The 23411-nt window shown below is 68.5% G+C and carries 25 protein-coding genes and 2 pseudogenes; 16 read left to right on the top strand and 11 right to left on the bottom strand.

Going from position 1 to position 23411, the window contains the following annotated elements; translation table 11 throughout:
• Positions 1–64: 64 nt before the first annotated feature.
• Together OOK31_RS37080 and OOK31_RS37075 are read right to left on the bottom strand one after the other, a co-directional pair.
• Positions 65–352, bottom strand: coding sequence for a hypothetical protein (locus tag OOK31_RS37080; protein ID WP_267091834.1), 288 nt, complete (start codon positions 350–352; stop codon positions 65–67).
• Between the two features lie 5 nt (positions 353–357).
• A complete protein-coding gene (locus OOK31_RS37075; protein WP_267091833.1) occupies positions 358–864 on the bottom strand; it encodes a DUF2269 family protein in 507 nt (168 codons plus the stop codon).
• Between the two features lie 88 nt (positions 865–952).
• Here OOK31_RS37075 and OOK31_RS37070 point away from each other — a divergent pair, with 88 nt between their 5' ends.
• The 4 genes from OOK31_RS37070 (at position 953) to istB (ending at position 4488) form a co-directional block, all read left to right on the top strand.
• Positions 953–1294: a PadR family transcriptional regulator gene (locus tag OOK31_RS37070; RefSeq protein WP_267091832.1), complete on the top strand. Its 342-nt coding sequence runs from the start codon at positions 953–955 to the stop codon at positions 1292–1294.
• Positions 1291–1971 (top strand): hypothetical protein, encoded by a 681-nt coding sequence (locus tag OOK31_RS37065; RefSeq protein WP_267091831.1) that lies wholly within the window; start codon positions 1291–1293, stop codon positions 1969–1971. The genes OOK31_RS37070 and OOK31_RS37065 overlap by 4 nt, the downstream gene beginning before the upstream one ends.
• A 460-nt stretch (positions 1972–2431) precedes the next feature.
• Positions 2432–3682 (top strand): IS21 family transposase, encoded by a 1251-nt coding sequence (gene istA / locus OOK31_RS37060; RefSeq protein WP_267091830.1) that lies wholly within the window; start codon positions 2432–2434, stop codon positions 3680–3682.
• Positions 3682–4488, top strand: a complete 807-nt coding sequence (istB, locus tag OOK31_RS37055; RefSeq protein WP_267091829.1) for an IS21-like element helper ATPase IstB — start codon at positions 3682–3684, stop codon at positions 4486–4488. The genes istA and istB overlap by 1 nt, the downstream gene beginning before the upstream one ends.
• A 286-nt stretch (positions 4489–4774) precedes the next feature.
• On the opposite strand, the gene OOK31_RS37050 is transcribed toward istB, so the two are convergent.
• From OOK31_RS37050 to OOK31_RS37040, 3 genes and pseudogenes are all read right to left on the bottom strand, one after another.
• Positions 4775–5272: a DUF4267 domain-containing protein gene (locus tag OOK31_RS37050; protein ID WP_267091828.1), complete on the bottom strand. Its 498-nt coding sequence runs from the start codon at positions 5270–5272 to the stop codon at positions 4775–4777.
• A 430-nt stretch (positions 5273–5702) separates the two neighbouring features.
• Positions 5703–6635 (bottom strand): annotated as a pseudogene (locus OOK31_RS37045) (SDR family NAD(P)-dependent oxidoreductase); the annotation flags it as partial.
• Positions 6636–7003: 368 nt separating this feature from the next.
• Entirely contained in the window at positions 7004–7855 is an 852-nt protein-coding gene (locus OOK31_RS37040; RefSeq protein ID WP_267091827.1) for a LysR family transcriptional regulator, read from the bottom strand.
• Positions 7856–7936: 81 nt separating this feature from the next.
• Here OOK31_RS37040 and OOK31_RS37035 point away from each other — a divergent pair, with 81 nt between their 5' ends.
• From OOK31_RS37035 to OOK31_RS37025, 3 genes and pseudogenes are all read left to right on the top strand, one after another.
• Entirely contained in the window at positions 7937–8431 is a 495-nt protein-coding gene (locus OOK31_RS37035) for a cupin domain-containing protein (RefSeq protein WP_267091826.1), read from the top strand.
• A 553-nt stretch (positions 8432–8984) separates the two neighbouring features.
• The gene (locus OOK31_RS37030) at positions 8985–9569 is read left to right on the top strand and encodes a DinB family protein (protein ID WP_267091825.1); all 585 of its coding nucleotides are present in this window, start codon (positions 8985–8987) and stop codon (positions 9567–9569) included.
• A 40-nt stretch (positions 9570–9609) separates the two neighbouring features.
• Positions 9610–10221, top strand: a pseudogene (locus OOK31_RS37025) (transposase).
• Positions 10222–10266: 45 nt separating this feature from the next.
• Here OOK31_RS37025 and OOK31_RS37020 read toward each other — a convergent pair.
• Together OOK31_RS37020 and OOK31_RS37015 are read right to left on the bottom strand one after the other, a co-directional pair.
• Entirely contained in the window at positions 10267–11142 is an 876-nt protein-coding gene (locus OOK31_RS37020) for a sigma-70 family RNA polymerase sigma factor (RefSeq protein WP_267091824.1), read from the bottom strand.
• A complete protein-coding gene (locus tag OOK31_RS37015; protein WP_267091823.1) occupies positions 11139–11522 on the bottom strand; it encodes a VOC family protein in 384 nt (127 codons plus the stop codon). Before OOK31_RS37015 ends, OOK31_RS37020 begins: the two co-directional genes overlap by 4 nt.
• A gap of 113 nt (positions 11523–11635) precedes the next feature.
• Between OOK31_RS37015 and OOK31_RS37010 the strand changes: the two genes are divergently transcribed.
• The 6 genes from OOK31_RS37010 to OOK31_RS36990 all read left to right on the top strand — a co-directional run bounded on the left by OOK31_RS37010 (position 11636) and on the right by OOK31_RS36990 (position 16087).
• Positions 11636–11887: a hypothetical protein gene (locus tag OOK31_RS37010; protein WP_267091822.1), complete on the top strand. Its 252-nt coding sequence runs from the start codon at positions 11636–11638 to the stop codon at positions 11885–11887.
• Positions 11888–12135: 248 nt separating this feature from the next.
• A complete protein-coding gene (locus OOK31_RS37005; protein WP_267091821.1) occupies positions 12136–12435 on the top strand; it encodes a hypothetical protein in 300 nt (99 codons plus the stop codon).
• Between the two features lie 212 nt (positions 12436–12647).
• On the top strand, positions 12648–12776 hold the full coding sequence (locus OOK31_RS39615; RefSeq protein ID WP_353962700.1) for a BBE domain-containing protein: 129 nt from the start codon (positions 12648–12650) through the stop codon (positions 12774–12776).
• A 61-nt stretch (positions 12777–12837) separates the two neighbouring features.
• Positions 12838–13662, top strand: coding sequence for an alpha/beta fold hydrolase (locus tag OOK31_RS37000; protein WP_267091820.1), 825 nt, complete (start codon positions 12838–12840; stop codon positions 13660–13662).
• A gap of 441 nt (positions 13663–14103) precedes the next feature.
• Positions 14104–15333 (top strand): hypothetical protein, encoded by a 1230-nt coding sequence (locus OOK31_RS36995; RefSeq protein WP_267091819.1) that lies wholly within the window; start codon positions 14104–14106, stop codon positions 15331–15333.
• On the top strand, positions 15317–16087 hold the full coding sequence (locus OOK31_RS36990) for a hypothetical protein (protein ID WP_267091818.1): 771 nt from the start codon (positions 15317–15319) through the stop codon (positions 16085–16087). Before OOK31_RS36995 ends, OOK31_RS36990 begins: the two co-directional genes overlap by 17 nt.
• A 598-nt stretch (positions 16088–16685) precedes the next feature.
• Here the strand turns inward: OOK31_RS36990 and OOK31_RS36985 are convergent.
• On the bottom strand, positions 16686–17399 hold the full coding sequence (locus tag OOK31_RS36985; protein WP_267091851.1) for a hypothetical protein: 714 nt from the start codon (positions 17397–17399) through the stop codon (positions 16686–16688).
• A 660-nt stretch (positions 17400–18059) separates the two neighbouring features.
• A complete protein-coding gene (locus OOK31_RS36980) occupies positions 18060–18944 on the bottom strand; it encodes an AraC family transcriptional regulator (protein ID WP_267091817.1) in 885 nt (294 codons plus the stop codon).
• A gap of 316 nt (positions 18945–19260) precedes the next feature.
• On the opposite strand from OOK31_RS36980, the gene OOK31_RS36975 reads away from it, so the two are divergent.
• Positions 19261–20376 (top strand): serine hydrolase domain-containing protein, encoded by a 1116-nt coding sequence (locus OOK31_RS36975; protein ID WP_267091850.1) that lies wholly within the window; start codon positions 19261–19263, stop codon positions 20374–20376.
• A 74-nt stretch (positions 20377–20450) separates the two neighbouring features.
• Positions 20451–20852 carry an SIP domain-containing protein gene (locus OOK31_RS36970; protein ID WP_267091816.1) on the top strand — a complete coding sequence of 134 codons (402 nt, stop codon included), beginning with the start codon at positions 20451–20453 and terminating at the stop codon, positions 20850–20852.
• Between the two features lie 120 nt (positions 20853–20972).
• On the opposite strand, the gene OOK31_RS36965 is transcribed toward OOK31_RS36970, so the two are convergent.
• Positions 20973–21650, bottom strand: a complete 678-nt coding sequence (locus OOK31_RS36965) for an SDR family NAD(P)-dependent oxidoreductase (protein ID WP_267091815.1) — start codon at positions 21648–21650, stop codon at positions 20973–20975.
• A 393-nt stretch (positions 21651–22043) separates the two neighbouring features.
• Positions 22044–22673 carry a TIGR03086 family metal-binding protein gene (locus OOK31_RS36960; protein WP_267091814.1) on the bottom strand — a complete coding sequence of 210 codons (630 nt, stop codon included), beginning with the start codon at positions 22671–22673 and terminating at the stop codon, positions 22044–22046.
• Positions 22674–22725: 52 nt separating this feature from the next.
• On the opposite strand from OOK31_RS36960, the gene OOK31_RS36955 reads away from it, so the two are divergent.
• Positions 22726–23181 (top strand): MarR family winged helix-turn-helix transcriptional regulator, encoded by a 456-nt coding sequence (locus OOK31_RS36955; protein ID WP_267091813.1) that lies wholly within the window; start codon positions 22726–22728, stop codon positions 23179–23181.
• The last annotated feature ends 230 nt before the right edge of the window (positions 23182–23411 follow it).

The following is a 23411-nucleotide window of genomic DNA, read 5'->3' as shown; positions in this document are numbered from 1 at the left end:
CAGCCTGCGTCTGAGCAGCCCGCCGGGAGAGGGGTTTCCCGTGCTGTCGGTGATCGTTTCCCAGTCATCTGTCGGCGCCGGGCAGTCTGTCGGGTGAGGAGGCGGGTGGCTGCTGCCCCAGCAGGCGCAGCGCGAGGAGCCCTCCGATGCCGGGAATGAAGACACACCCCTTGGTTCCCGGCCGCGCGAGGGCGGGAGTGAGGAAGACGGCGACGATAGTGGCCAGATAGGCCGTGCCGTGGAGCAGACCGCCCAGCGACGTGATCACCCCGGTGTGCACGGTGGACAGGTTGAGCAGCAAGAGCGTGAGGGATCCGGCTTCAACTGCGGCCGCGATGCGTAGGGTTCGCATGCTGATCAGGCTCCCGTCGTGGAGCCGGGGCGGACGATCATCAGGACGACGACGGCTGCCCACAGCAAGTTGAACATCCCCGTGGTCATGGAGAGGCGCGCCGCCGCCGACCGCAGCTCCGGCATGGCGTTCGTGGCCACGCCGGTGCCTGTCCCTCCTGCGCCGGATGCATCCGCGGGTTGGGCGAGCAGTCGGGCCTGCCCGGGCAGGACCACCGTGAGCAGCAGGGCCGCGGCGGCAGCCGTGAGCGCGATCGACGTCAGCAGCCAGGCATCGGTCAGGACGCCCATCCGGGCGCCGGTGGCGACGCCGAGGACCGGGACGGCGATGCCGACGACCGTGTACCCGCGGCAGATCTTGTGCAGGAACGCGGTGATCTGGCCGTTGGCCTCCGGTGCGTCACTGCTGGCCGACAGCCTGGCGTAGCGGGGGAACATCGAGGCTGCGACGGTGATCGGCCCGATCGCCAGGATCGCGGCCAGGACGTGCAGCGAGAGCAGCAGCTTGGTCACAGGGATCCTTTCATGGATTGGCTGCCAATAGATTGGCTACCGATCTATAAGTAGCACAGGGAGAGTCACTTAGGTAGGCTGCCTGACCATGAAGACGGATGCGGTACGCGGCCACCTGGACGGACTGCTGCTGTCCGTACTGGAATCCGGCCCCCTGCACGGCTACGCGATCATCACTGCGGTCGAGGAGCGCAGCGGGGGCGTACTAGAGCTGCGCAAGGGCACCATTTATCCCGCCCTCAACCGGCTCGAGCGGATCGGACTGCTGAGCAGCGCATGGGAGTCGGTGGGCGAACGACGTCGGCGCTGCTACGAACTCACCGACGCCGGACGGCGCAGCCTGGCCGCCGAGCGGACCCACTGGCGGGAGTTCATCGCAGCGATCGGCTCGGTGCTGGAACCCGCGCCGGCCCCCGGACACGCCGCGTGAAGGCGCCCGAGACCCGTGCCGACGACCCCATCGAAGCCCACCTCGCGGACCTGACGGCCACCCTGCACGGCCCGGCCCGACTCAAGACCCAGATGGTGGACGAACTGCGCGAAGGCCTCCTGGACACCGCGCGGGAACTGTCGCCCGATGCCGAACCCGACCGGGACGCCGCCCGCCAAGCCATCTGCCAGTTCGGCACCGTGGCCGAGCTCGCGCCCAGCTTTCAGCATGAACTGACCATCACCCAGGCCCGTCACACCGCGCGCACCGTCATGCTGATCATCCCGTGCGTGCTGGTGTGCTGGTACCTGGTCGAGCTCGCCACCCGGGCGGCGGACCGCCGGCTGCCGGACCCGCTCCAGGTGGCCGCAGCCCACCTCGGCGGCCTCGCAGCGCTCACCGCGTTGCTCGCGGCCGTGTGCCTCTCCGTCACCGGCACACTGGCCCGCCGACTGCCCCTCCCGCAACGACTGCCGCTCGTGGTCGCCTGGACGGGAACCACCGCGGCAGTCGCCCTCGGGCTGAGCGCGCTGACCCTCATCACTGCCGCGGTACTGGCCACCAACTGGCCACTGACCGCGGCCGCCTGTCTGATCACCATCGCCCTCCACGCGCGCATCGCCGCTTCTGCACGCGCGTGCCGCCGCTGCGCCCGCCTCCCTGTCACCGCCCCCTGACGAACGGGAGGCCGCGGAGCCCGCGCCCTGAGCGACGTATGTGTCGACCGAGCCGATCGCGTCCTCGGGGATGTAGAGGGTGCGGGCCTTGCCGTATTTGGCGCAGGCTTGAACCGTGAACTGGGAACCACGTCGGAGCCCGCGCGGTTGCGGCGTGGTGCCCAGCCGCGAAAGGTCCGGTCGACCTGGGAGTCCGGCCGTTGCCCGCCCAGGCCGACGTCGCGGAAGTAGCGGTACTGATCCAGCAGCCCAGACTCCTTGCCCCAGGCCGACAAGCCGATGGGCCGTTCCTGCAACAGGGTCCGGACCCTCTTGAAGGCCACCAGATCCGACTCGGTGGCCGCCAGAACATCGCGGCTGCGGCCCTCTGTCGGCGACGGGTGAAAAGTGGACCGTTGGCGTCGGATGAAAGTTGACCCCCATCGAGGGCCTGACTCGTTGAGTCAGGTCGGGAGGATGGGTGATCAGCGTGGAGGACTGGGCGGAGATCCGGCGGCTGCATAGGGCCGAGGAGATGCCGATCCGGGCGATCGCGAGGAAGTTGGGGATCTCGCGGAACACGGTCCGCAGGGCGGTGGCCGATGACGAGCCGCCGAAGTACCAGCGGGCGGCGAAGGGCTCGGTCGTCGATGCGGTCGAGCCGCAGATCCGTGAACTGCTCGAACAGTGGCCGGACATCCCGTCGACCGTGATTGCCGAGCGGATTGGCTGGCAGCGGGGCATGACCGTTCTCAAGGACAGGGTCCGTGATCTGCGGCCGGCTTACCGGCCCGTCGATCCGGCGTCGCGGACGGTCTATGAGCCGGGCGATCTGGCCCAGTGTGATCTGTGGTTCCCGGCCACGGAGGTCCCGCTCGGGTTCGGGCAGAGCGGTCATCCGCCGGTGCTGGTGATGGTGGCCGGCTATTCGCGGTGGATCACGGCCCGGATGCTGCCCTCGAGGAACGCAGCCGATTTGATCGCCGGGCACTGGCGGCTGCTGACCGACCTCGGCGCCGTCCCCAGGGCCCTGGTCTGGGACAACGAGGGGGCGGTGGGCTCGTGGCGGGCGGGAGGACCGCGGCTGACGGATGACTTCGCAGCGTTCGCAGGCCTGCTGGGCATCAAGTTCGTCCTCTGCAAGCCCCGTGATCCGGAATCGAAGGGGCTGGTCGAGCGGGCAAACGGTTACCTGGAGACCTCGTTCCTGCCCGGCCGGGTCTTCGCCAGCCCCGCGGACTTCAACATTCAGCTGGCGGACTGGCTCAGCAAAGCCAACCGGCGGATCCACCGAACATTGCAGGCGAGGCCGTCGGACCGGCTGGAAGCCGACCGCTCACGCATGCTCCAGCTGCCGCCGATCTCGCCGCCGGGCTGGTGGAAGGCGTCCCTGCGGCTGCCGCGGGACCACTACGTCCGCCTCGACACCTGCGACTACTCGGTCCACCCGCTGGCCATCGGCCGCCGGGTCGAGGTCGCCGCCGACCTGGACCAGGTCCTTGTGACCTGCGACGGCGTCGAAGTCGCCCGCCATGCCCGCTGCTGGGCCCGCCACCAAACCCTCACCGACCCCGACCATGCGGCGGCCGCGGCGGCGGCCCGAAAGGCGGCCGCTGGCAGGAAGCCCGTGCCGGCGCAGAACACCGACGTCGAAGAACGGTCGCTGGATTCCTATGACCGGATCTTCGGTGTCATCGACGGCGGACTGACCACAGGCGAAGGAGCGGCGTGATGACCAGCGGAAACGACACGAAGACCACGGCGAACGGCCGCGACGTCACCTCGGAGATCGCCTATCTCACCAGGGCCTTGAAGGCCCCTGCCCTGCGGGACTCGGTCGGCCGGCTCGCCGAGCGAGCCCGCTCGGAGGGCTGGACCCACGAGGAATACCTTGCGGCCTGCCTGCAGCGGGAGGTCGCTGCCCGCGACTCGCACGGCGCCGAAAGTCGTATCCGGGCGGCCCGGTTTCCCTCCAGGAAGTCGCTCGAGGACTTCGACTTCGACCACCAGCGGTCGGTGAAACGAGAGTCGATCTCCCACCTCGGGACGCTCGATTTCGTCGTCGGGAAGGAGAACGTGATCTTCCTGGGGCCGCCCGGGACCGGCAAGACTCACCTCGCGACCGGTCTCGGGATCCGGGCCTGCCAGGCCGGGCACCGCGTCGCGTTCGCCACCGCCGCCCAGTGGGTCGCCCGCCTCGCCGACGCCCACCAGGCCGGCAAACTCGCCGACGAACTCACCCGGCTCGGCCGGATTCCCCTGATCGTCGTGGACGAGGTCGGCTACATCCCGTTCGAACCCGAGGCCGCGAATCTGTTCTTCCAGTTCATCTCAGGCCGCTACGAACACGCCTCCGTGATCGTCACCAGCAACAAGCCCTTCGGACGCTGGGGAGAGGTCTTCGGCGACGACACCGTCGCCGCCGCGATGATCGACCGCCTCGTCCACCACGCCGAAGTGATCTCCCTCAAGGGCGACAGCTACCGCATGCGCGGCCGCGACCTCGGCCGGGTTCCACCCGCCAACACCGGGGAATGAACAACATCAACTGACGGACCGGGGGTCAATCTTCAACCGGCCAGGGTGGGTCACGATTCACCCGCCGCCGACAGCCCTCCTGGTGCCCAGCGAATCGGGCCGTTACCCGTCCGTAGTCCTTCAGCGTGGACCCTGATGACGCTTCTTGAAACTGGTTCTGGCCGCGCTTCCGTGACGGCTGCGCCAGCGAGACGGCCTGCGTCCAGGCCGTGCCGGCCTGCCACCGCGCAACAACCCAGGCCTTCACGCGAGTGCGGCCAGAACCGCATAGGCACTGTCCGCAGGATCACGCGGAGGGTGTCAGCTGTGGCTGCGGTGTCGTGCGTGTGCTGCCCTCGGTCAGCAGCATGATGGCGGTGAGTACGACGATGGCGGCCGCCGATACGTGAACACTCAGCGCTGTGGTGAACGTGCCGCCATGGGTGACGACCGCAAGCGCGTCACCGAGCGGAATGATGGCGTCGATGAGGACCACCCAGCCGAGGATTCGCCGCTGCCCGAGCGTGAGCAGCAGGAACACGGTGGCTGCCACGGCGATATCGCGTACGCCCTTCGCGACGAAGTAGCCGTCGGCGTTCCCCTGTGGCCAGGGGGTGATGCCGAATCCGGCGGGTGCACCGTCAGGGTTGAGCAGGAAATTGAGCCCGAGGAACAGAACTGCGACGCCGGTCAGTGCGGTCAGGCAGGGGCCGCACTGGTTTGGCCACTGGGGGACCTCCGGACCGGGGTGCCCGGGCTGTGCCGGATCAGGGTGATGCCGTAGGCGACGATCCAGACGACCCACAACAGCCAGCCGGCGAGGCCGAGGAGGCCCAAGGCCCCGCCGTTGCCGATCACCCAGTGGGCGAGGGTGGCGGAACTGAACTGCAGTGCGGCGGCGAGCAGCCCCAAGGTGCCGTGCCACGGCCGGATCGCGCCGGTGCGCAGGCCGCCGACGGACAGGCCGAGGAGGGCGAGCGCCAGAAAGGTTCCGTTGAGGGTGAACACCGCATCGTGCAAAGCCAGAGTGCCGTGGTCGCGGAGGGGTCGTGCGGGGCTGTCGAGGTCAGGGCGAGGCGGGTCGCGATGACCCCGGCGAAGGTGACGTTCTGCAGGGCCAGTCCGGCGAGTCCGAGCAGCGACCACGCTTCGCCGCGGTCGCGCTCGGACCTCCGCAGCGCGACGAGTGCACCGGCGCCGAACAAGGTGGCCAGGAGCCAGGCGAGTGCTTCCGGGGATGAGACGCCGGTCAGGTCGCAGCTCGCGTCCCACAACCGCGCCGCGACGGAGGTGTCGGCGAGGTGGTTCCACATCGGTTCCTGTCGGGGCTCGCCGCGCAGGCCGAAGGCGCGTGGCCCCCACAGCTGGCCTCCGCGCACCGCCGGATCGAGCACCGCTCGGACCGCGGGCCATGCGACGGCGTGCTTGCCCTGGACGAGGAGGGCCGCGGGTGCCGCGCTCAGCCGGGCGCCGGTGGTTCGCACATGGACCGGCGGCCGTGACGGAGTGAGGGAGTCCAGCGCGCCGCCGGGATGGACCATCACGCTCGTCACCGGGCTGCCGACGGCGCGCAGGCGGCGGTCGAGTTCGACGCCGAAGTACATCTGTGCCAGCTTGGAGCGCGCGTAGGTGCGCTTGGGCCGGTAGTCCCTCCGGGACTGCAGGTCGTGCAGGTCGAGCCGCTCGGACTTGGCCGCGAAGCTGCCCATGGTCACGACGCGGGCCGCCGGCGCGGCCGACAGCAGCGGCATCAGCCAGTGGGTCAGGGCGAAGTGCCCGAGGTGGTTCGTGCCGAACATGAGCTCGTGACCGTCCCCGGTCTCCCTGCGCGGCGGGTCGTCGAGCGCGACGCCGGCGTTGTGGACCACCGCGTCGAGGCGCTCCACCTCCAGAGATTCCACCGCTGTTCCGAGCGACGGGAGGTCGGCGAGGTCCAGCCGTACGGCCCGTACCCGCGCGCCGGGAACACGTTCACGGATCACGGCCGTGGCGGCCTCGGCCTTGGCGGGATTCCGGCCGGCGAGTACGACGGTGGCGCCGGTCGCCGACAACTGCTCCGCGACGAAGTACCCGATGCCGGCGTTGCCGCCGGTGACCAGGAAGACGCGGCCGTCGGCACGCGGAAGCCGTCGGACGTTCCAGGGCGGGGTGGAGGATGCGGACGACATGGCGACGGGGCTCCTTTGCTGGTGGAGGCGGCTGCGACTGCTCCGCCGGCAACTCGACGACACCCACGGTTCCAGCAGTCACCGACACCTCCCCTACGGAGCACCGACAGTCCCGCCAGGCGGCCGACATCCCGCGTCCGGGTCGGCGTCCGGCGCCCACGCGCCCGAGCGCCTGCTCGGCCCGCAGGTAGGCGGCGAAGCCGGCGACGGCTTTCTCGGGGCCGCCGCCGTACCGGCTCATGGCCGTCCGGAGGATCCCCCGCCTGAGAGCTGCACGCGCTTCTTGGGACGGCAACTGGATGGGCGGCGGTCACGAGGGCTGCAGCGTTCGAATTGTTCACGAGCTGCGGCAGCGCCGTTGCCGATGCTCAGCGGCGGTACGCGCCTGTCGCGATCTCGATGAATGATCGGATCAGCGGGTTGGTGTCCCCTTCGTTGCACACCGCCACCACTCGGCTCGGCGCTATGTCGGTCAGCGGTACCACGGTGAACTCCGCGGGCAGGTCGTGTCCGAGCGGGGCCAGGCCGACCGTGCCGTTCCACAGCACAGCCTGCAGGCATTCCTGGACGGCGCGCACCACTGGTCCCTCACGCGGCCTGCCACCGTTCCAGTACGACTGCCAGATGGGGTCGGTGCCCTGCGGAAACTGGAACCAGCGGCGGTCGCGCAGCTCGGCCAGCCGCAGCCCATCGCGGCGGGCCAGCGGATCGTCGGCGCGCAGGACCACGCCGACCGGATCGGTCCGCAGCGCACGCACCGTCAGGGCGGTCTCGTCGAACGGCGCCCGGGTGAGGGCGACGTCGACCAGTCCAGAGCGCAGTCCGCACGTCGGGTCCGTCAGATCGGTGTCTCGGATGCGTATGTCGACTCCGGGGTGGTGTCGGCGGTAGGCGGCGGCCAGCCTGGCCACTCCCGGGTCGGTGCCGTCGCCCAGGATGCCGACGGTGATGGTCGCGACGCCGGCTGCTGCGTTCACGCGGACCCGGACGCGGTCGGCGTGGTCGAGTAGGGCTCGCGCCTCGTCGAGCAGCACCGTGCCCACCGGAGTGAGCGTGACGCCGGTGGTCGAGCGGGCGAAGAGCGGAGCCCCGACCTCGGTTTCCAACTGTTTGATCGCCCGGCTCAGCGGCGGCTGACTCATATGCAGTCGGGTGGCGGCCCGGCCGAAGTGGAGTTCCTCGGCGACCGCCACGAAGTAGCGCAAGGTCCGTAGCTCCACGCTGCAACGATACTCATAAGGTATCGGCGCTGCTGAATAGGTCTTGGACACCGGCGGGGTCCCGGCGGTGCACTCGTGGACATGACCGAAGAAACCAAGACCAGCGAGGCACAGGCCGACGGCGCCATATCGGTGGTGGGTCCCCGTGACGGCGAGACGATCGTTCTGGGCACCACGCGCATGCGCGTTCTGGAGGACGGCAGCCACACCGGGCACCGCCTCGCGATCACTGAGTCCGTCCTCGCCCCGCACACGCAAGGTCCGCCGCAGCACCGCCATGGCCGGCACGACGAGGGCTTCTACGTCCTCTCCGGCAACGTGCGGTTCACCGTCGGGGACGAGGACTACGAGGCCACCGCGGGGACGCTCGTCATGGTTCCGCCCGGCACCCCGCACACCTTCGCCAACCTGACCGACCAACCCGCTGTCATGCTCAGCACCTTCACACCCGACCTGTACGTGCAGTACTTCCGAGACCTCCAGGAGGTGCTCGCCGGCGGCCGGCCGCTGACGCCACAGGCCAACATCGACGCGATGAGCCGCTACGCGACGCAGCCCGCCACAGACCTCGCCTGAAGCCGACGGGACGGAACCGGCTCGGCCGCCCTCCTTCGACCTGTGGGAGGTGACGCTCCCGCCCTTTCGCGTCCGAACCCCTCGGACGACGGACCGGTCTTCTCCAGGGGCTTCCCTGACACTCGACGCAATCGACGGGCCCCGTGAACCGGGGCCCCATGAACGGGAACCATGAACATCGCCTGTTGGATCGTCGCGGGACTGCTCGCGCTCTTCTACTTCTACGCAGGCACGCTGAAGCTGGGTGGCGGCGGCCGGGGCCGCTCACCGGGTCGGCCGCCACATTTCAGCGTAGGCCGGGGTGCTTGGGGTTGGTGGGGTCAGCCGAGGATGCCGAGGGCGGTGTCCGGGCGGCAGCTGATGCCCGCGGGAATGGCCTCGGCCAGGGCTCGGCGGGCGGTGCAGGCAGGGCCGCCGCTCTCAGGTGGCGGCCATTCGGCCGAGGTCAGCAGGCCCAGTTGCGGTGACCATAGCTGACCACGGCTCCGCCCGTCGTTGCGGACCGCGTACGGGATCTTGAGACCGTGAGCAGCCCATGGCAGGCTCGTGCCGCATGATCGATGAGTTCGCGAAAGACAACCTGCACAAGAGACTGCGGCGGGACCGTGAGGCGCTGCTCTGGAAGCTCGACGGCTTGTCCGAATACGACGCGCGCCGGCCCCTGACAGCGACCGGGACCAACCTCCTCGGCCTGGTCAAACACGTGGCCACGGTCGAGGCCAGGTACTTCGGTGAGGTCTTCGACCGCCCTTCTCCGGAACCGCTGTGCCGGTGGCAGGACTCGGACGGCAGCGATCAATGGGCGGCCGAGAACGAGACGCGCGATCAGATCGTCGGGTTCTACCGGCGCACGTGGGAACACTCGGACGCGACGATCAACGAGCTCGCCCTCGATGCCCCCGGCCACGTGCCCTGGTGGTCGGAGCCTTATCCGAACACGAACCTGTTCGCCATCATGGTCCATGTCCTCGGCGAGACCATCCGGCATGCCGGGCACGCCGACATCCTGCGCGAGGGCGTCGACGGCCGGACCGGGGTGCGCGCCGAAAACGAGCAGCCGATCGACGAGGAAGCCCGTGCGGCCTACTTCGCGAAGATCGAGCAGACCGCCAGGACGGCCGCACCAACCAAGGCTTAGAAGGCTCTCCCACGACGTGACGTGATGTTCGAGCGGCATGATGCCGGTTGCGAGTGCTGATCTGTCGAAGCGTCTGGTTCCTGATGCACTCTGGGAGCTGGTTCCCCCGTTATGGCCGTCATTCGCGGCTCGACCGCAAGGTGGTGGGACCGCGCCGTGGGACGAACGGGCCGTGTTCACGGCACTGGTGTACGTCCTGACCACCGGCTGTGCCTGGCGACATCTACCGCCGACGTTCGGCACCTCCCCCGCCACCGCGCATCGCCGCTTCACGATATGGACCGAGGCCGGCCTATGACGTCGGCTCCACCGGGCGGTGCCGCTCATCCTCGGCATCCCCGCCATCCGGTCCCGCCGGGGGCCACGGAGACGCCGCCCCGTCAAACTCCGCGCGGACGAGGCGTACTTTTCCGCCGAACACCTGGCCTGGCTGCGCGAGCGTGGGCTCGTCGCGCGCATCGCGAGGCCAGGCGTCGACTCCGGCGAACGCCTCGGCCGGCACCGCTGGAAGATCGAGCGGTCGATCGCTCGGCTCTTCAGCTACCGCCGCTCGACCGTCCGGTACGAACGAAAGGGCTCACACTTCCTCGCCTTCCTCGGCCTGGCTGCTGCCCTGACCTGCTACAAGAAGCTCACGAAACTTGCCACGTGAGACACCCTCTCAGCCCGCTGACTGGTCGAGCCTGACGGCACCGGCTCAGTCCAGGGTGGGCAGATGGATCGAGGCGAGTTTGGCCGGGTCGACGACGATGTGGATGCCGGCGATCCGGCCTTCGCTGACGGTGAAGGCGATGACGGAGAGAGGTGTTCCGTCGGGGCGCCAGGACATGTGGCCGGGGATTCCGTTGAGCAGCACGGGTCGTTGGCGGGCGACCTCACCGGAGAACATGCGGGCGCCAGCGGCGACTTTGGTGGCGCCGAGGGTGACGACCACGCCGTCGGGGGTGTCGACGATCAGCTTCACGTTCGGGTCTAGGACACGCAGGAGCGCTTCGAAGTCGCCGCTGAGGGCGGCGGCTCCGAATGCCTGGACGACCTCTCGGTGCTCGCGGCCGGGGCCCGTCGTGCGGTCCGTGGCTTGGACCTTGCGGCGGGCACGGCTGGCGACCATCTTGGTGGCGTCGGCGGATTTGCCCAGGATCTGGCCGATTTCCTGGAACGGGACCGCGAACATGTCGTGCAGGACAAACGCCAGGCGTTCGCTCGGGGCGAGCGAGTCGAGTACGACGAGGAGGGCGAGGCCGACCGAATCGGCCAGCGCCACCAGCTCGTCCGGCGCGGGGTCGTCGTCGGCCGTCACCACGAGGTTCGCGAACTCTTGCTCGTAGGCGGTTTCGGGGTGGGCTCTGCGGGATCTCAGGAGATCCAGGCTGATTCGGCCGACCACCGTGGTCAGCCAGCCTGCCAGATTGCCGATGGTCGCCGCGTCCTGGCGGGCGAGACGTATCCAGGCTTCCTGGACCACGTCCTCCGCATCGGCATGCGAGCCCAGCACGCGGTACGCGACGGCACGCAGCCGATCGCGCTGGGCTTCGAACGCCTCGGCCACGAGACCGGACGGGTGGGCGGTCACGGCTTGAGCTGCTGACGGAGCGAGATCCGGTTTCCATCCGGGTCCACCGCCTCGACGCGGACCCCGAACGGATAGTCGACGGGCTCGGACTCTTCGAAGACGACGCCGTGCCGGCGCATGATCTCGAAATCCTTTCGCAAGTCCTCGGATTCGAGGATCAGCGGCCCGGGGACGCCCACGCCGCCCGGCTGTCCCGCGGCTGCCGCATGCGACCACAAGATGATCTGCACCGGGCTGTGGGGAACACCGACGGTGAGGAAACGTCCGTCGGGCCCCGGGAAGTCGAGCCGCTTCTCCAGGCCGAGTCCCTCGGTGTAGAACTCCAACGCGCGGTCCTGATCGGTGACGTAGACCGTCACGTACATGATGTTGGTCAGCATCCGGTTCTCGATTCACTCGTGGGTGTGACGCCGTCGTATCCGGTCGTCACACCCATGACGCATGCCGACTGGCGAAGGTAACAGCACGGTCCGCCGCAGCGGATACCAAGCGCATGCGGTGTGGATCGGACTTCCCCGACGCCGAGATCCCCGGTGTCGACCCGACCGGAGGCATCATGACCTCGACCGGGCGGGAACCGGATGAGGACCCCATCGTGGTGCACCACGTGACCTTGGCCTTCCAGCCCGGGCCTCCGGGGGTGAAGGGCGCCTGGGCCGATGCCGCCGTCGCAGACATGACGTTCCGCGGCTTCGTGGGCAGGTACGCGGGCCAGGAGGGAGACGTGCGCATCGAGCTGTGGTGAAGGGGTGGACGAAGGATCGCGGCGAGGAGTCCCGTCCTTGCCCGTGAGGGCCCGGCGGACGCCCCGGACAAGCGGGTGCATGGCCCAAGGAATCGGGCGTCCCGCTTCACCACAGTCCCAACTGGGCGGCGTGGTCGCGCAAGCCCCGTCTAGGGCTGGGGAGAGTGGAAGCCTGTCTGATCGTGGAGGCCAGATCAGGGGCGTGCCCGGTGCCAGAGACCAAGTGGGGGGCAGTGGGTCGCAGCAGCATGCCGATAGAGAACCGGGGCGACACCGAGCTCTGTCCCTTCATCGAGCCGTACTGCGAGGACTACTGGATGAAACCAGGGGAAGCACTCACAGTCCGTTCTGAGGCGGAGGGTGTTGATGTCTGGTTCGACACCTATGTCTCGAAGGGTTGCGTCACTGTGTGGCTATATGAGGATGGCGACCCATACAAGATCGTTGGCGACTACGCAGTCGTCGATGCGAGCGGTACTCGGCTGGATTCCGGACATCAGAGGCCTCGTGGCCAGCGCTGGTCGGCTGCCGGCCCGATAATCGGCTGACGTCAGCCAGCCGCCCCTGTGTCATCCCATCGACGGCGTGTGGCTCCCCGACGAGACCCGCGGGCACGCCGCAGCCGGGACCGCTTGGGCGCGGCAATTCCTCCAAGCCCTCCAACCGCACCGCGCCACCGGCGTCTACGTCAACTTCCCGACTCCGACGACGCCCCAGCCGCGTCCGCGAGGCCTACGGCGAACAGACCTACCGCCGGCTCATGGAGGTCAGGGCCACATACGACCCCGACAACGCCTTCCGCCACAGCAAGAACATCCGCCCTGACCGACGGTCGCCCGGACGCGTGACGTGCGGCCCGGGGTCGTTGTCAGGGTCCGGGGCGCGGTGACTCAATGGCACCGGCTGCGGGCAGACGCCGGCGGCCGGTGCCCTTCGGTGAGGAGACCAGGATGTCGCGGGTCGAAGTGAACGGTGTCGAACTCTTCTACGAGGCGGGCGGGGACGGCGATCCGCTGGTCCTGGTGCACGGCTCCTGGGGCGACCACGAGGCCTGGGCTCCGGTCGTGCACGCCCTCGCGCTGAGGTTCCGGGTGCTGGTCTACGACCGGCGGGGCCACAGCCAGAGCGAACGCCCGCCGGGGCCCGGATCACGGTTCGAGGACGAAGAGGACCTCGCCGCGCTCATGGAGACGCTGGGGTTCGCACCGGCGTACGTGGCGGGCAACTCCTTCGGCGCCTCGACCGTACTCGGCCTGGCGTCCCGGCGGCCCGAGCTCTTCCGGGGGATCATCGCCCACGACCCCCCGCTCATGGGCCTTCTGGCCGACGACTCCGGACTGCTGCCGTCAGCCACCGCCGGCAGCCGGAAGATCGAATCCGTTCTGGAGCATCTGCGGGCGGACCGGCCGCGCGCGGCGGTGCGGCAGTTCGTGGAGGAGGTCGTGCTGGAGCCCGGGGCGTGGGACCAACTGCCGGAACGGGTCCGCGACACCTTCGTCGCCAACGCCCCCACCTTCCTGGACGAGCAGGCCGACCCGGGGTGGGCCGATCTCGACCTCGGCCTGCTCTCCGGCCACACCGGGCCCGCCCTGCTGTCGAAGGGCACGCAGAGCCCGCCCTGGTTCGCCGCGATCACGGACCGGCTCTCGAAGGCGCTGCCCCAGGCCGAGACACACACCTTCGAGGGAGCCGGTCACATCCCCCACATCAGCCACCCCGAGACCTACGTGGAGCGCCTGATCTCCTTCGTCGACGGGAACCGGAACCCCGCGTAGCAGGCCGGCTCACGACCAGGCCTGCCTGTCGTCACCAGGAACGTCGTTCGGGTCGGCCCAACGTCCTTGCCCTACACTCCGAGCAGCCACCTGACGGGCTGGTCGGCCGTTCGATGCCACGGCGGAGAAAAGTGGCGACTGGTGCAGTCGACGCGCAGCAACGCCGGCCTCAGGGACCGCGTAGAGGTGGAGGGTGCCGCCGTTTCGGACGAAGGCCACAGCCCGATCGCCGCAGGCCGTCCCCCCGGCTTCACGACCTCGCCGCGCAGCTCAGCACACGCAGAACCCGTTGCCCGCTGTCGGGCCCCGTGAGATCATCAAGGTTCAACGGTCCGTCTCCTTTCTTTTGTGCTTCGCAGCGCAAATGAACGAGTGCGGGCCGTTGCCATGTCCACGGTTTTGAGCAATCCGCCGAGATCTGCGAATGGCAGGTACCGTTTGATGCACACAACAGAGCTGACAGAAGCCTGCATCGAGGATGCGAGCAACATCTTGGTTGCGCCTTCGATGTTGCAAGGTCATGACTTGCTCAGGGATTTCTTCGGGTCCACAGTCACGCCGGAGGACCTTGCTTCTGGTTCGCCCGACCTGGCGCAGAAGACCGTCTACCTGTGTGGCGACATATCCGGGATCAGCGGCCGCCAACTGCATGCGGCTGCCCGGGTATTCGTTGTCCGGGAGCTGTCACACGGTTACCACGAGGACGTCGACAGACCTTGGCCCCTCGTCGACATCGGCCGAGTTCCCATGCGCGTACACGGCGTCGGCGTGTACTATCGCCGCTTTTTCGGACTCGACTCCGATCACTTCGGACAGATCCGCGCGGAGCACGCGTTCCAGTCCCTGACGGAGTCCACCAAGCCTGGAACAGCTCATCGCAGCGGAATCTATCTGACGCCCGTCACACGAAACGGTGACGAACTGCATTTCCGCCTGCTCCGGTGCTCCACGAATCTCTCGGGGCCGACCGAGAGCTTTCGCCCGACCGACACACACATCGTCGAGGTTCTGAACCGCGAGGCCGCCGCCGTCTTCCAGAACCAGGCACCGCTGAATCACGTCCTCGCTCAGATCTACCACAACACCCTTGCCACGGCCGAGCGCAAGCAGTCCAAGGCCAAGATATCGGCCCATGCCGACAAGACCAAGGACATGCCCGTCAATGGCATCATGGCCTTCTGCACCTTCTATGACCGGCTCGACAAGCTGCAGCCTCTGGCCGAAGACGCCTTCGACTACGGTGTGAAGGGGGCCAGCGGGCTGACCAAACTCCACTTTCGTCTCAAGGAGCCGACCGAAGAACGCGGTGGGGTCACGCTCCCCCCGCAGTTCACCCTGACTCTCCACCCCGGCTCCGTGTTCTTCATGCCGCTGTCCACCAACCGTCTGTATACGCACGAAATCCGGCCCTCAACGTTGGACGCCGAGTTGCTCCCGACCCGCCTGGGATACGTGGTGCGCTGTTCGAGCGCCGAAGCCGTTCACAAGAACGGCCACACGTTCCTCAAAGTGGCCGGAGATTTGGTGAAGCTGGGGCCACCCACACCGGCCGGCATGGACGAGCTGCGCAGGCTGTACGCCGAGGAGAACAGGACCTCGTCCTCCATTGACTACGGCGACGAACTTCTCTTCAGCATGAACACGGGAGACTACGTTGCCCCTCGGGTCTAGGATCTCGGATGAGGTCGTCTCGTACGCTTTGCCAAACGAGGAGAATCTCTTTGCGGAGCTGTCCGCGTCGGCTTGTCTGGAAGACGTAGGAAAAGGCCGGCGAGGCGCCGTGCTTACCCGGATCGACGAGGCGGGTAGTGTGCCTCTCGTACGTACTACCACTCGATACAGCAGCCCGACGCAGCGTTTCCGGGCGGTGCACGAACGGCTGGCGCAGCAGATTCAAGAACGTGTGGCACTTTCGGTCGGATTCAACAATGCCCTCATCGAGAGCTACACGAATGCCTACACAACCATGGGCAGCCATTCCGACCAAGCCCTAGATCTGGCCGACGAGTCGTTTATCGCCGTCTTCTCCTGCTACCAACATCCCGAAGCGAGCCCGCCGAGAAAGCTGATCTTCGAATCAAAGGGATCCGGTCACGAGAAATTTGAGATCCCCCTCGACCACAACAGTATCGTCGCGTTTTCTGTCGACTCGAATCGGCGCCTCAGACACAAAATCGTGCTGGACGCGCCCGCCCAGCCAGCGGACAACCAATGGTTGGGTGTAACGTTTCGAACGTCAAAGACCTCCGTTCGGTTTCGCGACGGACACGCATACCTCCCGCAGGGTGCGCGCCTCATGTCGGCCGACGATGAGCAGAGGCGCGAGTTCTATCAACTACGGCGCCGTGAGAACAATGAAACGGACTTCGTCTACCCCCTGCTGACGTACACCATCAGCGAGAGCGATCTGATGCCGCCCGTCTGACCTTGAGGGATTTTGAATCGACGGGCATGGAGTTGCGGTCGATGGCCGCGCCCAGGCGACTGCGAACGTGCTGCGAGACTGCCGACGACGCGGTATGCGCGACGCCGCGCTGGTCGTCGGCGACGGCACGAAGTGGTCCAAGGACGTCGCGAAGATCACCGAGGAAACCTCGCAGCATGAACGTGCTCAGCGGACGCACTGAGGCCGAGGCGCAGAACCGCACGGAGAACCCAGACGCCCATGCTGAACCCGCTCGACGCTCCAGACGCGGTGTCAGCCGCAGCTGAACCGCTCGAGCGGTTCCAGGAACCTCCTCCCGCAGCTGCCCATGGCGCTCAACCAAGTGTCGGAATGGGGCGCTTGATCAGCGACCCCAGCAGCTCGCATGCGGGATCTGCGCGTCGCTGAGCGGCCGAAGGCCGCACGACACCCGCTGCTGGTGCTCAGGAGCATGCCGTCAAAAAGCCGTCCGGTGGCGAAAGGAACTCAGCATCCGCGGAGCAGACACCACCCGTTTTTCCTCGGTAGCTGCTCTCGTCTCAGGTCCGAGCCACCTTGTCAGTAGCACGAGGTGAGCTCGACTTTGGCCTGTTGATCTTCAACTGTGCAGTTGGCCCAGCCATGTCCGTCGAGCGTCCAGGCCATGCGCATGCCGGTAGTCACGTCCGGCCGTGCCGGGCGGGGTTGGCGGTGTGCCCGGTGCGGGAAGGGCGAGAAGGCGGGCAAGGGCGGCGGTCAGACGAGTGGAGTGGTCAGGCAGGTGCTCGGAAATCCAGTCCGTTGCCGCTGCGAGAAACTCGGTCAGGTCGCGCTCTGCGCCGGCGAGCAGACGGCGGAGCTGGGTGGCAGACAGCTCGAACACTGGACCGTTCCGGTCGGTGTCGACGGTGAGGCGGACGGTATCCCCGAGGCGCTCGGCCAGCGACGACTGCGGATCGTGGCCGTACCCGATCATGCCGCTGCCGTCGGCGACGTGGTGCCAGTCGTGCCAGTCCTCCAGTCCGTCACAGCAGCCGGGCGAGAAGGTGATGCCCGTGGAGTTGTCAGTGACGCACAGGCCCCCCGCCGCGTAGAGGTTGTCGAGGTTCAGCAGTCCGTGCAGGAAGCCGCTGAGAGGCTCGGCCGGCCGAGGCGGGAGGCCGCCGAAGTCTGCGGGGTCCACGTCATTGCAGGCGGCGATGCGCATGAGCGCCGTCCCGATCTCGGCGGGTGAAAGTTCACCGCTGAGCGGTAGGAAACTGAACCGTTCGGTCTCGGCGACAGGCCAGAGGCCGAAGCCATCGGGGGTGTTCATCTCCAGGACGGGTTGCATCACGATCACCTGGCGAAGTGTTCCTCATCCGTAGCCGATCTCGCCTCCCGATTGCGCCCGGGCATCCTCGTCTTCGCCGAGCCGTGAAACGCGAGGGCCAGGTCAAGAGCCGCGTTCGACGTCCGCGACGAGCGGCGGGAGCGGCTCGGCGAAGGCGGCGTCAATGCGGCGGGTCGAACGCCTCCCGGACGGCGGCGAGCGCCGGACCGGCTGAATCGCCAGCCGGCGAGCCCACCGCGACCGGCTCGACGACTCTCAGAAGCGGCCCGTGAGCAGGCCGAGAAGGATGCTGATGACGCCGACGGCAGGGAGGAGCACAGGAGCGAGCAGCATTTTTCAACCTCTTGACCGAGAAGGAGTAGGTACGCACAGCACTACCGTCCCCGACCTCCCACATCCCGCCAACCGGACCGCGGCAGGCCGATGAGGTCGCCCGGAAGAGCGTTCCGAGTGACCCGAGTGACCCGAGTGACCTTGATCGAGCTGTCGGACGACACCGTGAGCAACCGGGCCCGCTCGTGCCAGAACTCTGTCGCCGAGCGTTCCTGCCAGGCCGCTGAGCAGCAGAAACCCGCAGGGACAGGCGGGTACTCCCGGCCGGGCAGCTCGGCTACCCCGTGCGGAGCGCGCCCCGGCTTCCGTGCGGCCGCGTACCGAAGTTCACGCCCGTGCGCTCCCGCTGCTGCCCCGCTCGACCGGGATCCACAGCTGGGAGCCGGTCTCCGCGCCGATCTCCACCGGCTGCGTCCGCAGGAGCTCCGGACCTGGCCGGCTCACGTACGGGTTCGAAGGGAACCACTGTGTGAACACATCTCGCCACAGCTCCTGGAGGGCGCTCGGATAGGGCCCGCGGTTGTCGAAGACCGCCCAGGTCCCGGCTGGTACGTCGAGGGCGTCGAGCTCCTCGGCGGCCACGTCGGGACCGGTCACCACGCCGACCCAGTAATCCGCCTCGGCGCCCTCCTCCCGGCTGTCGGTCAGGTACACCACCGCTGACAGGACCCCCTCCGGCTCCTGGTGGACCAGCTCCTTCATCCGTACGATCGCCTGCTCGTCCAGGCTCGCCACGTGCGCCGCGGCGGCCGCGTTGACCCCCTCGTGCACGAGCGGGACCCGGGCCTTCCTGCCGACGACCCGAAACGCCCCCTTCTCCACGACCCGGTACCGCATGGCCGTGCCCCCTTCGACGACGACACGGAAGGACATGCGCGGCTGTGCCGTGAGCACCGCACCCGTGCGCCGAGCCTCGCCCGGCCCGATGCCGTGCACCGACCGGAACGCCCGGGCGAACGCCTCGCCCGAGCCGTACCCGTACCGCACCGCGACATCGAGCAGCGTCAGCTCCCCGGCCAGCACCTCGGCCCCGGCGAGTGTCATCCGCCGGCGCCGCACGTAGACCGGGAGCGGCATCCCGGCGAGCGCGGAGAACAGCCGTCGGAAGTGGTACTCCGACACCGCGGCGATCCGGGCCACCTCGGCCATGTCGATCTCCCGGTCGAGGCAGGTCTCCAGGTGGTCAAGCGCCTGATTCAGCCGCTCCAGCACGTGTATCCGTCCTTCTTCCTTCTGTCTCCCCTGTGGGGACGCCCACCCTGCCGACCAGCCGCAACCGCGGGAGCCGCAGGAGCCGCAGGAACCGCAGCGGCCGGCACCGAGCCTAAGCCGGAGTCGGTCGCCGGCCGGGCTGTCGTGACGCACATGCTCGACGAGGGCCGTCCCGACCGCGGGGACAGGAGCGGTCGACCGCGCGGCGGTCAGGCCGTCTCGATGGAGTTGAGCGAATGTGATCGCGCCCCGCCCGACAGAACCAGTGCGGGAATTGTCGGGCAGGAGGCTCTGGCGTTGTCCGAGGCTTACGCCCATGACTGATATTGAGGGAGTGTGCGAGCCGCGGTTCGCCGCGGTCCGTGAGGCACTTGCGGCTTTGATCGCCAAGGAAGATGTGGGTGCGTCGGCGGCCGTCTACGTAGACGGCGAGCCGGTGGTCGACATCTGGGGTGGGTACGGTGATGCGGACCGTTCCGTCAGCTGGGAGCGCGACACCCTCACCGGCGTGAACTCGACGACCAAGAACATGACCGCCCTGTGTGCCCTGATCCTGGCCGACCGAGACCAGCTCGATCTGTCCGCGCCGGTCGCCGCCTATTGGCCTGAGTTCGCCGCGGCCGGCAAGGAGAACGTGCTGGTACGGCACGTTCTGTCGCACACCGCGGGACTGCCGGACCTGTCCGGGCTGACGGCGGTCGAGGAGCTCTACGACTGGGAGAACGTGACGGCAGGGCTGGCCGCGCAGGCTCCCGAATGGGAACCAGGAACGGCCGCCGGCTATCACGCGCTCACCTTCGGGTTCCTTGTCGGTGAGATCGTCCGCCGCGTCACCGGCCGCAGTCTCGGCGAGTTCTTCGCCGAAGAGGTGGCCGAGCCGCTGGGCGCGGACTTCCACATCGGGCTCTCCGCAGAGCATGACCACCGCGTCGCGCCGCTCGTCCCGCCGCCGTCGCTGACCGACGAGTACGCCTCCAGCGCGCCGCCCGGACCGGACGGCGCACGCCGGGAGTACACCGGTGCCGCGATCCGGGTCAGGGACGTCAACTCCGTGGCCTGGCGTCGCGCGCAGATCCCTGCGGTGAACGGCTTCGGCAATGCCCGGTCTGTCGCCCTCACCCAGTCGGTACTGGCAAACCAGGGATCGGCCGGCGGTGTGCGGCTGCTGTCCCCCCAGGGCTGTGAGCCCGCGTGGCAGGAGGTGTTCCGCGGTGACGACCGCGTCCTGCGGACGCCGATGTCTTGGACCGTGGGCTTCGGCAAGTTCGGCAACACCTTCGGCTGGGGCGGCTGGGGCGGCTCGCTGGTCGTGAGCGATCCCGACTCACGCATGACGGTGGCCTACGTCATGAACCAGATGATCGACCGGGACCGGCGGGAGGACAACCGCGGCATGGAGATCGTCATGGCCGCCTACGGCGGACTGCACTGACGGCGGGAGGGCAGCCCGACCCGGGCAGGCGGTGCGCTTCCGCGACCCGGAGGGGACGTTCACGCTGTGCCCTGATGCGGCGTACCGCTTGTCCGTCGGGGAGGAGACACGGCGACGCCTTCCCGGCATCTTCCGCCGTACTCGTGGACGCGGTGCGCGACCTCGGTCTTCCCGGCGAGCCCGGGACCGCATACGTGGCCGGCGAGACACGTACGGTCCAACTCGTCCGACCCCACCTCGTCCACGAACGCGACCGGCCCCGCCGCTCCGGTCTCACCACGCCGTTCCGGACACCGGGCATGACCGGGATGGAGTGGGCCCGACGGATCCGCGCCGCCCGGGGAGAACCGCTGGTGCGCGGGGTCGAGGGCGCGGAGGTGCAGGACATGACGGCACCGGGCAGGCCCGTCGTCTCCTACCCGGCGTTCAACGACCCCGGCGGCAACGGATGGACCGTGCAACAGCTCCCCGGCTGACAGCCGCCCCCACACCCGAACCGGACCCCCGCAGGACGCAAGACCGTGTCCCGGCCGGGCGATCCGTAGCGAGCGGAGGTTCTCTCCCAGGCGTAACCCCGGACTGCTGATCATTGCGATCTACCAGGGGCTGGCGCCTGCGTCGTCGAAGAAGCTTCCGGTGGGGCCGGCGGCGGTGAGCTGTGCGGCCCGCACGATGGCGACCGCACCTTGTTCGACGGTTCGGGTGGCCTGGAAGGCGTTGAGGCCGGTGGAGGTGGGGCCGGGGTCGACGACGTTGATGCGCAGGTTGGGGTAGGCCATGGCGTACTGGACGGTCAGCATCGAGACGGCGGCCTTGGAGGCCGAGTACGCCGGGTTGTAAGGGTGGGATTCGACACGGGCGGGGTCCTGGACGCGGCCGAAGGAGCCCATGCCGCTGCCGACATTGACGATGACACCGTTGCCGCTGCGCTGGAGGAGCGGCAGGAAGGCGTGCAGGACGCGGACGATGCCGACGACGTTGGTGTCGAGTACGGCCGTGATGTCGGCGCCGGTGAGGTCGCTGACGGGCTTGCCTGCCCCTGCCCCGGGGATGCCGGCGTTGTTGACCAGGACGTCGAGGGAGCCGTGCTCGCGGGAGATGTGGGCGGCGGCTGCCTGGACCGAGACGTCGTCGGATACGTCGAGGACGATCGGCCTCGCTCCGAGTTCCTTGGCGGCGTGCTGGGCGTCGTCCTCGTTACGGGCGGCGGTGTAGACGGTGTGGCCGGCGGCGACGAGCTGGCGTGCGGTCTCGAAGCCCAGGCCCATTGGCATGGGGCCGCGGCGCCCGTGCGGCGTGCCGGACTTGTTGTGCATGAGCGCGCTCGCGCGCTGACCCAGCCCGTCAGCTTGGGCTGCTGGGTCGCCGCCTGACCAGCGACGACTGGGACGAGGGTGGCGCTCGCCCGGAGGGTCGCCGCCAGCTTCGCCTCCGCGGCGGTCGCGCCACCAGGACGACCCGAACCCATGTCAATCAGCGGCCGCGCTGCTACGTGAAAGCGCTCAAGGGCGGCTCCGTGCGGGCCTCCACGGAAGCGCGGCCGAAACGTGCGACAACCGCGATCACCGAGGTGACCGCGGACGCCCGCGCCGTGCTGAGAAGTCGTCGGCGGCCGCGCAGTAGTCGCAAACCCGATCGGTCGGCTCCATGCCGTCGTCCCGCCCGCCTCAACCGCGCCCATCGCCGGCACCTCTCACGCCCCAGGAGGAGGAGCGGCCCAAGTGGGTGAGGATTCGGGTCAAGGCGTCGGAGTCGGTGGGTTCGGGGAGGCTCGGAGCGAAGGCGGAGCCCAGCTGCGTGCGGTGGGCGCCGTCGGGAACGGCCCGTGCGATGGGGAGGGCGGAGTCCAGGAGGTCAGGGTCCATGGCGAAGGGCAGCTCGAGGGCGCGGGCGACGTCCCACGCGTGGACCACGTAGTCGAGGAAGTGGAATCCGATGGCCCGGATCGCCGGGAAGGCTGCGCCCGCGCCGAATTCCGGGAGGGCGAACTCCTGCTCCTCCGAGCTGACTTCGGCGAATGCGGCCAGGACCTCTTCCGCGGCGGCAAGGTAACGCCCGACGGCTTCCGACCCCGGCACCTCGGCCTTCCAGTGCGTCAGGTCACCGCCGTCGGCCCTCGCCGCCGCCGCGAAACCCCGGTGCTGGGCCGTCATGTGTGCGAGCAGCTCGCCCAGGTTCCAGGCCGAGCAGGGGGTGGGACGGGTGAGGTCCTCTACGTTCACCCGGCGGACCACAGCGATGCTCTCGCGTACCGCACGGGCGTTGAAAGCCTTGATGGTCACTAAGTCAGTAAGCATCTGCTTACGGTAAGCATGGACAGATCATAGGTCAACGAGTATCTTCTTCTCCATGACCGGGAACACCTCATCCGAAGGGCGCCCCGACCTGGCGGCGATGATCGTCCCTCTGGGCCGCGCGCTGGTCACCGCCGAGTTGCCGGTGCTGCGCGAACACAATTTGCGCATGTGGGCGTACTCGGTACTGCTCGGTCTCGACGACGAGCCGGTACGGACGCAGGCCGCGTTGGCGCGGGACATCGGCGCCGACAAGACCCGGATCATCGGCGTCCTCGACGACCTGGAGGAACGCGGACTGATCCGGCGGCAGCCTGATCCCGCGGACCGGCGGGCGCGCGTACTCTCGCTCACCCCTGCGGGGCGCCGGGTGCGCGACGCAGTCCAGTCGGCGATCCAGCAGCGCGAGGAACGGCTGCTGGCTCGTCTGCCGGAGGAAGATCGACGCGGCTTCCTGAACACTCTGCAGGCTCTCGCCGCGCTGCCTCCCTCGGAGATCACCGGGGACTAGGACGTCGTCGGCGGTCCAGGGCGACCCGAAGCCCCTGGGCTGCGGTGTTGGCAGGTCCGGGTGCGGTTCACGCAGGTTGGCCGGGTAATGCGCCGGCCGACCGGCCGCGCCACGCACCGGACTCCTGGTCACTGCCTGGTCGAGGGGGACGCCTGTCGTCGAGTCGCAGCGGCCATCGGCGGGTGTCCGGCGGACAGACCGTGCCTCTACCGGAGCACGGAGTACGGAGT

The sequence above is a fragment of the Streptomyces sp. NBC_00249 genome, from assembly GCF_026342355.1.
Lineage (GTDB): Bacteria > Actinomycetota > Actinomycetes > Streptomycetales > Streptomycetaceae > Streptomyces.
Note: the sequence above shows the minus strand (reverse complement) of the source record. Positions and strands in the feature narration are given on the sequence as shown.

What these genes read in the sequence shown, in the direction of transcription:
- OOK31_RS36955 (WP_267091813.1), top strand. Translation starts at nt 22,726, where the DNA reads ATGACCGGGAACACCTCATCCGAAGGGCGCCCCGACCTGGCGGCGATG.
- OOK31_RS36965 (WP_267091815.1), bottom strand. Translation starts at nt 21,650, where the DNA reads ATGCCAATGGGCCTGGGCTTCGAGACCGCACGCCAGCTCGTCGCCGCC.
- OOK31_RS37005 (WP_267091821.1), top strand. Translation starts at nt 12,136, where the DNA reads ATGCCGATAGAGAACCGGGGCGACACCGAGCTCTGTCCCTTCATCGAG.
- OOK31_RS36985 (WP_267091851.1), bottom strand. Translation starts at nt 17,399, where the DNA reads ATGCAACCCGTCCTGGAGATGAACACCCCCGATGGCTTCGGCCTCTGG.
- OOK31_RS37080 (WP_267091834.1), bottom strand. Translation starts at nt 352, where the DNA reads ATGCGAACCCTACGCATCGCGGCCGCAGTTGAAGCCGGATCCCTCACG.
- istB (WP_267091829.1), top strand. Translation starts at nt 3,682, where the DNA reads ATGACCAGCGGAAACGACACGAAGACCACGGCGAACGGCCGCGACGTC.
- OOK31_RS37015 (WP_267091823.1), bottom strand. Translation starts at nt 11,522, where the DNA reads ATGCTGACCAACATCATGTACGTGACGGTCTACGTCACCGATCAGGAC.
- OOK31_RS36960 (WP_267091814.1), bottom strand. Translation starts at nt 22,673, where the DNA reads ATGCTTACTGACTTAGTGACCATCAAGGCTTTCAACGCCCGTGCGGTA.
- OOK31_RS37035 (WP_267091826.1), top strand. Translation starts at nt 7,937, where the DNA reads ATGACCGAAGAAACCAAGACCAGCGAGGCACAGGCCGACGGCGCCATA.
- OOK31_RS37010 (WP_267091822.1), top strand. Translation starts at nt 11,636, where the DNA reads ATGCGGTGTGGATCGGACTTCCCCGACGCCGAGATCCCCGGTGTCGAC.
- OOK31_RS37070 (WP_267091832.1), top strand. Translation starts at nt 953, where the DNA reads ATGAAGACGGATGCGGTACGCGGCCACCTGGACGGACTGCTGCTGTCC.
- OOK31_RS37030 (WP_267091825.1), top strand. Translation starts at nt 8,985, where the DNA reads ATGATCGATGAGTTCGCGAAAGACAACCTGCACAAGAGACTGCGGCGG.
- OOK31_RS37000 (WP_267091820.1), top strand. Translation starts at nt 12,838, where the DNA reads ATGTCGCGGGTCGAAGTGAACGGTGTCGAACTCTTCTACGAGGCGGGC.
- OOK31_RS36995 (WP_267091819.1), top strand. Translation starts at nt 14,104, where the DNA reads ATGCACACAACAGAGCTGACAGAAGCCTGCATCGAGGATGCGAGCAAC.
- OOK31_RS36970 (WP_267091816.1), top strand. Translation starts at nt 20,451, where the DNA reads ATGCGGCGTACCGCTTGTCCGTCGGGGAGGAGACACGGCGACGCCTTC.
- OOK31_RS39615 (WP_353962700.1), top strand. Translation starts at nt 12,648, where the DNA reads ATGGAGGTCAGGGCCACATACGACCCCGACAACGCCTTCCGCCACAGC.
- OOK31_RS36975 (WP_267091850.1), top strand. Translation starts at nt 19,261, where the DNA reads ATGACTGATATTGAGGGAGTGTGCGAGCCGCGGTTCGCCGCGGTCCGT.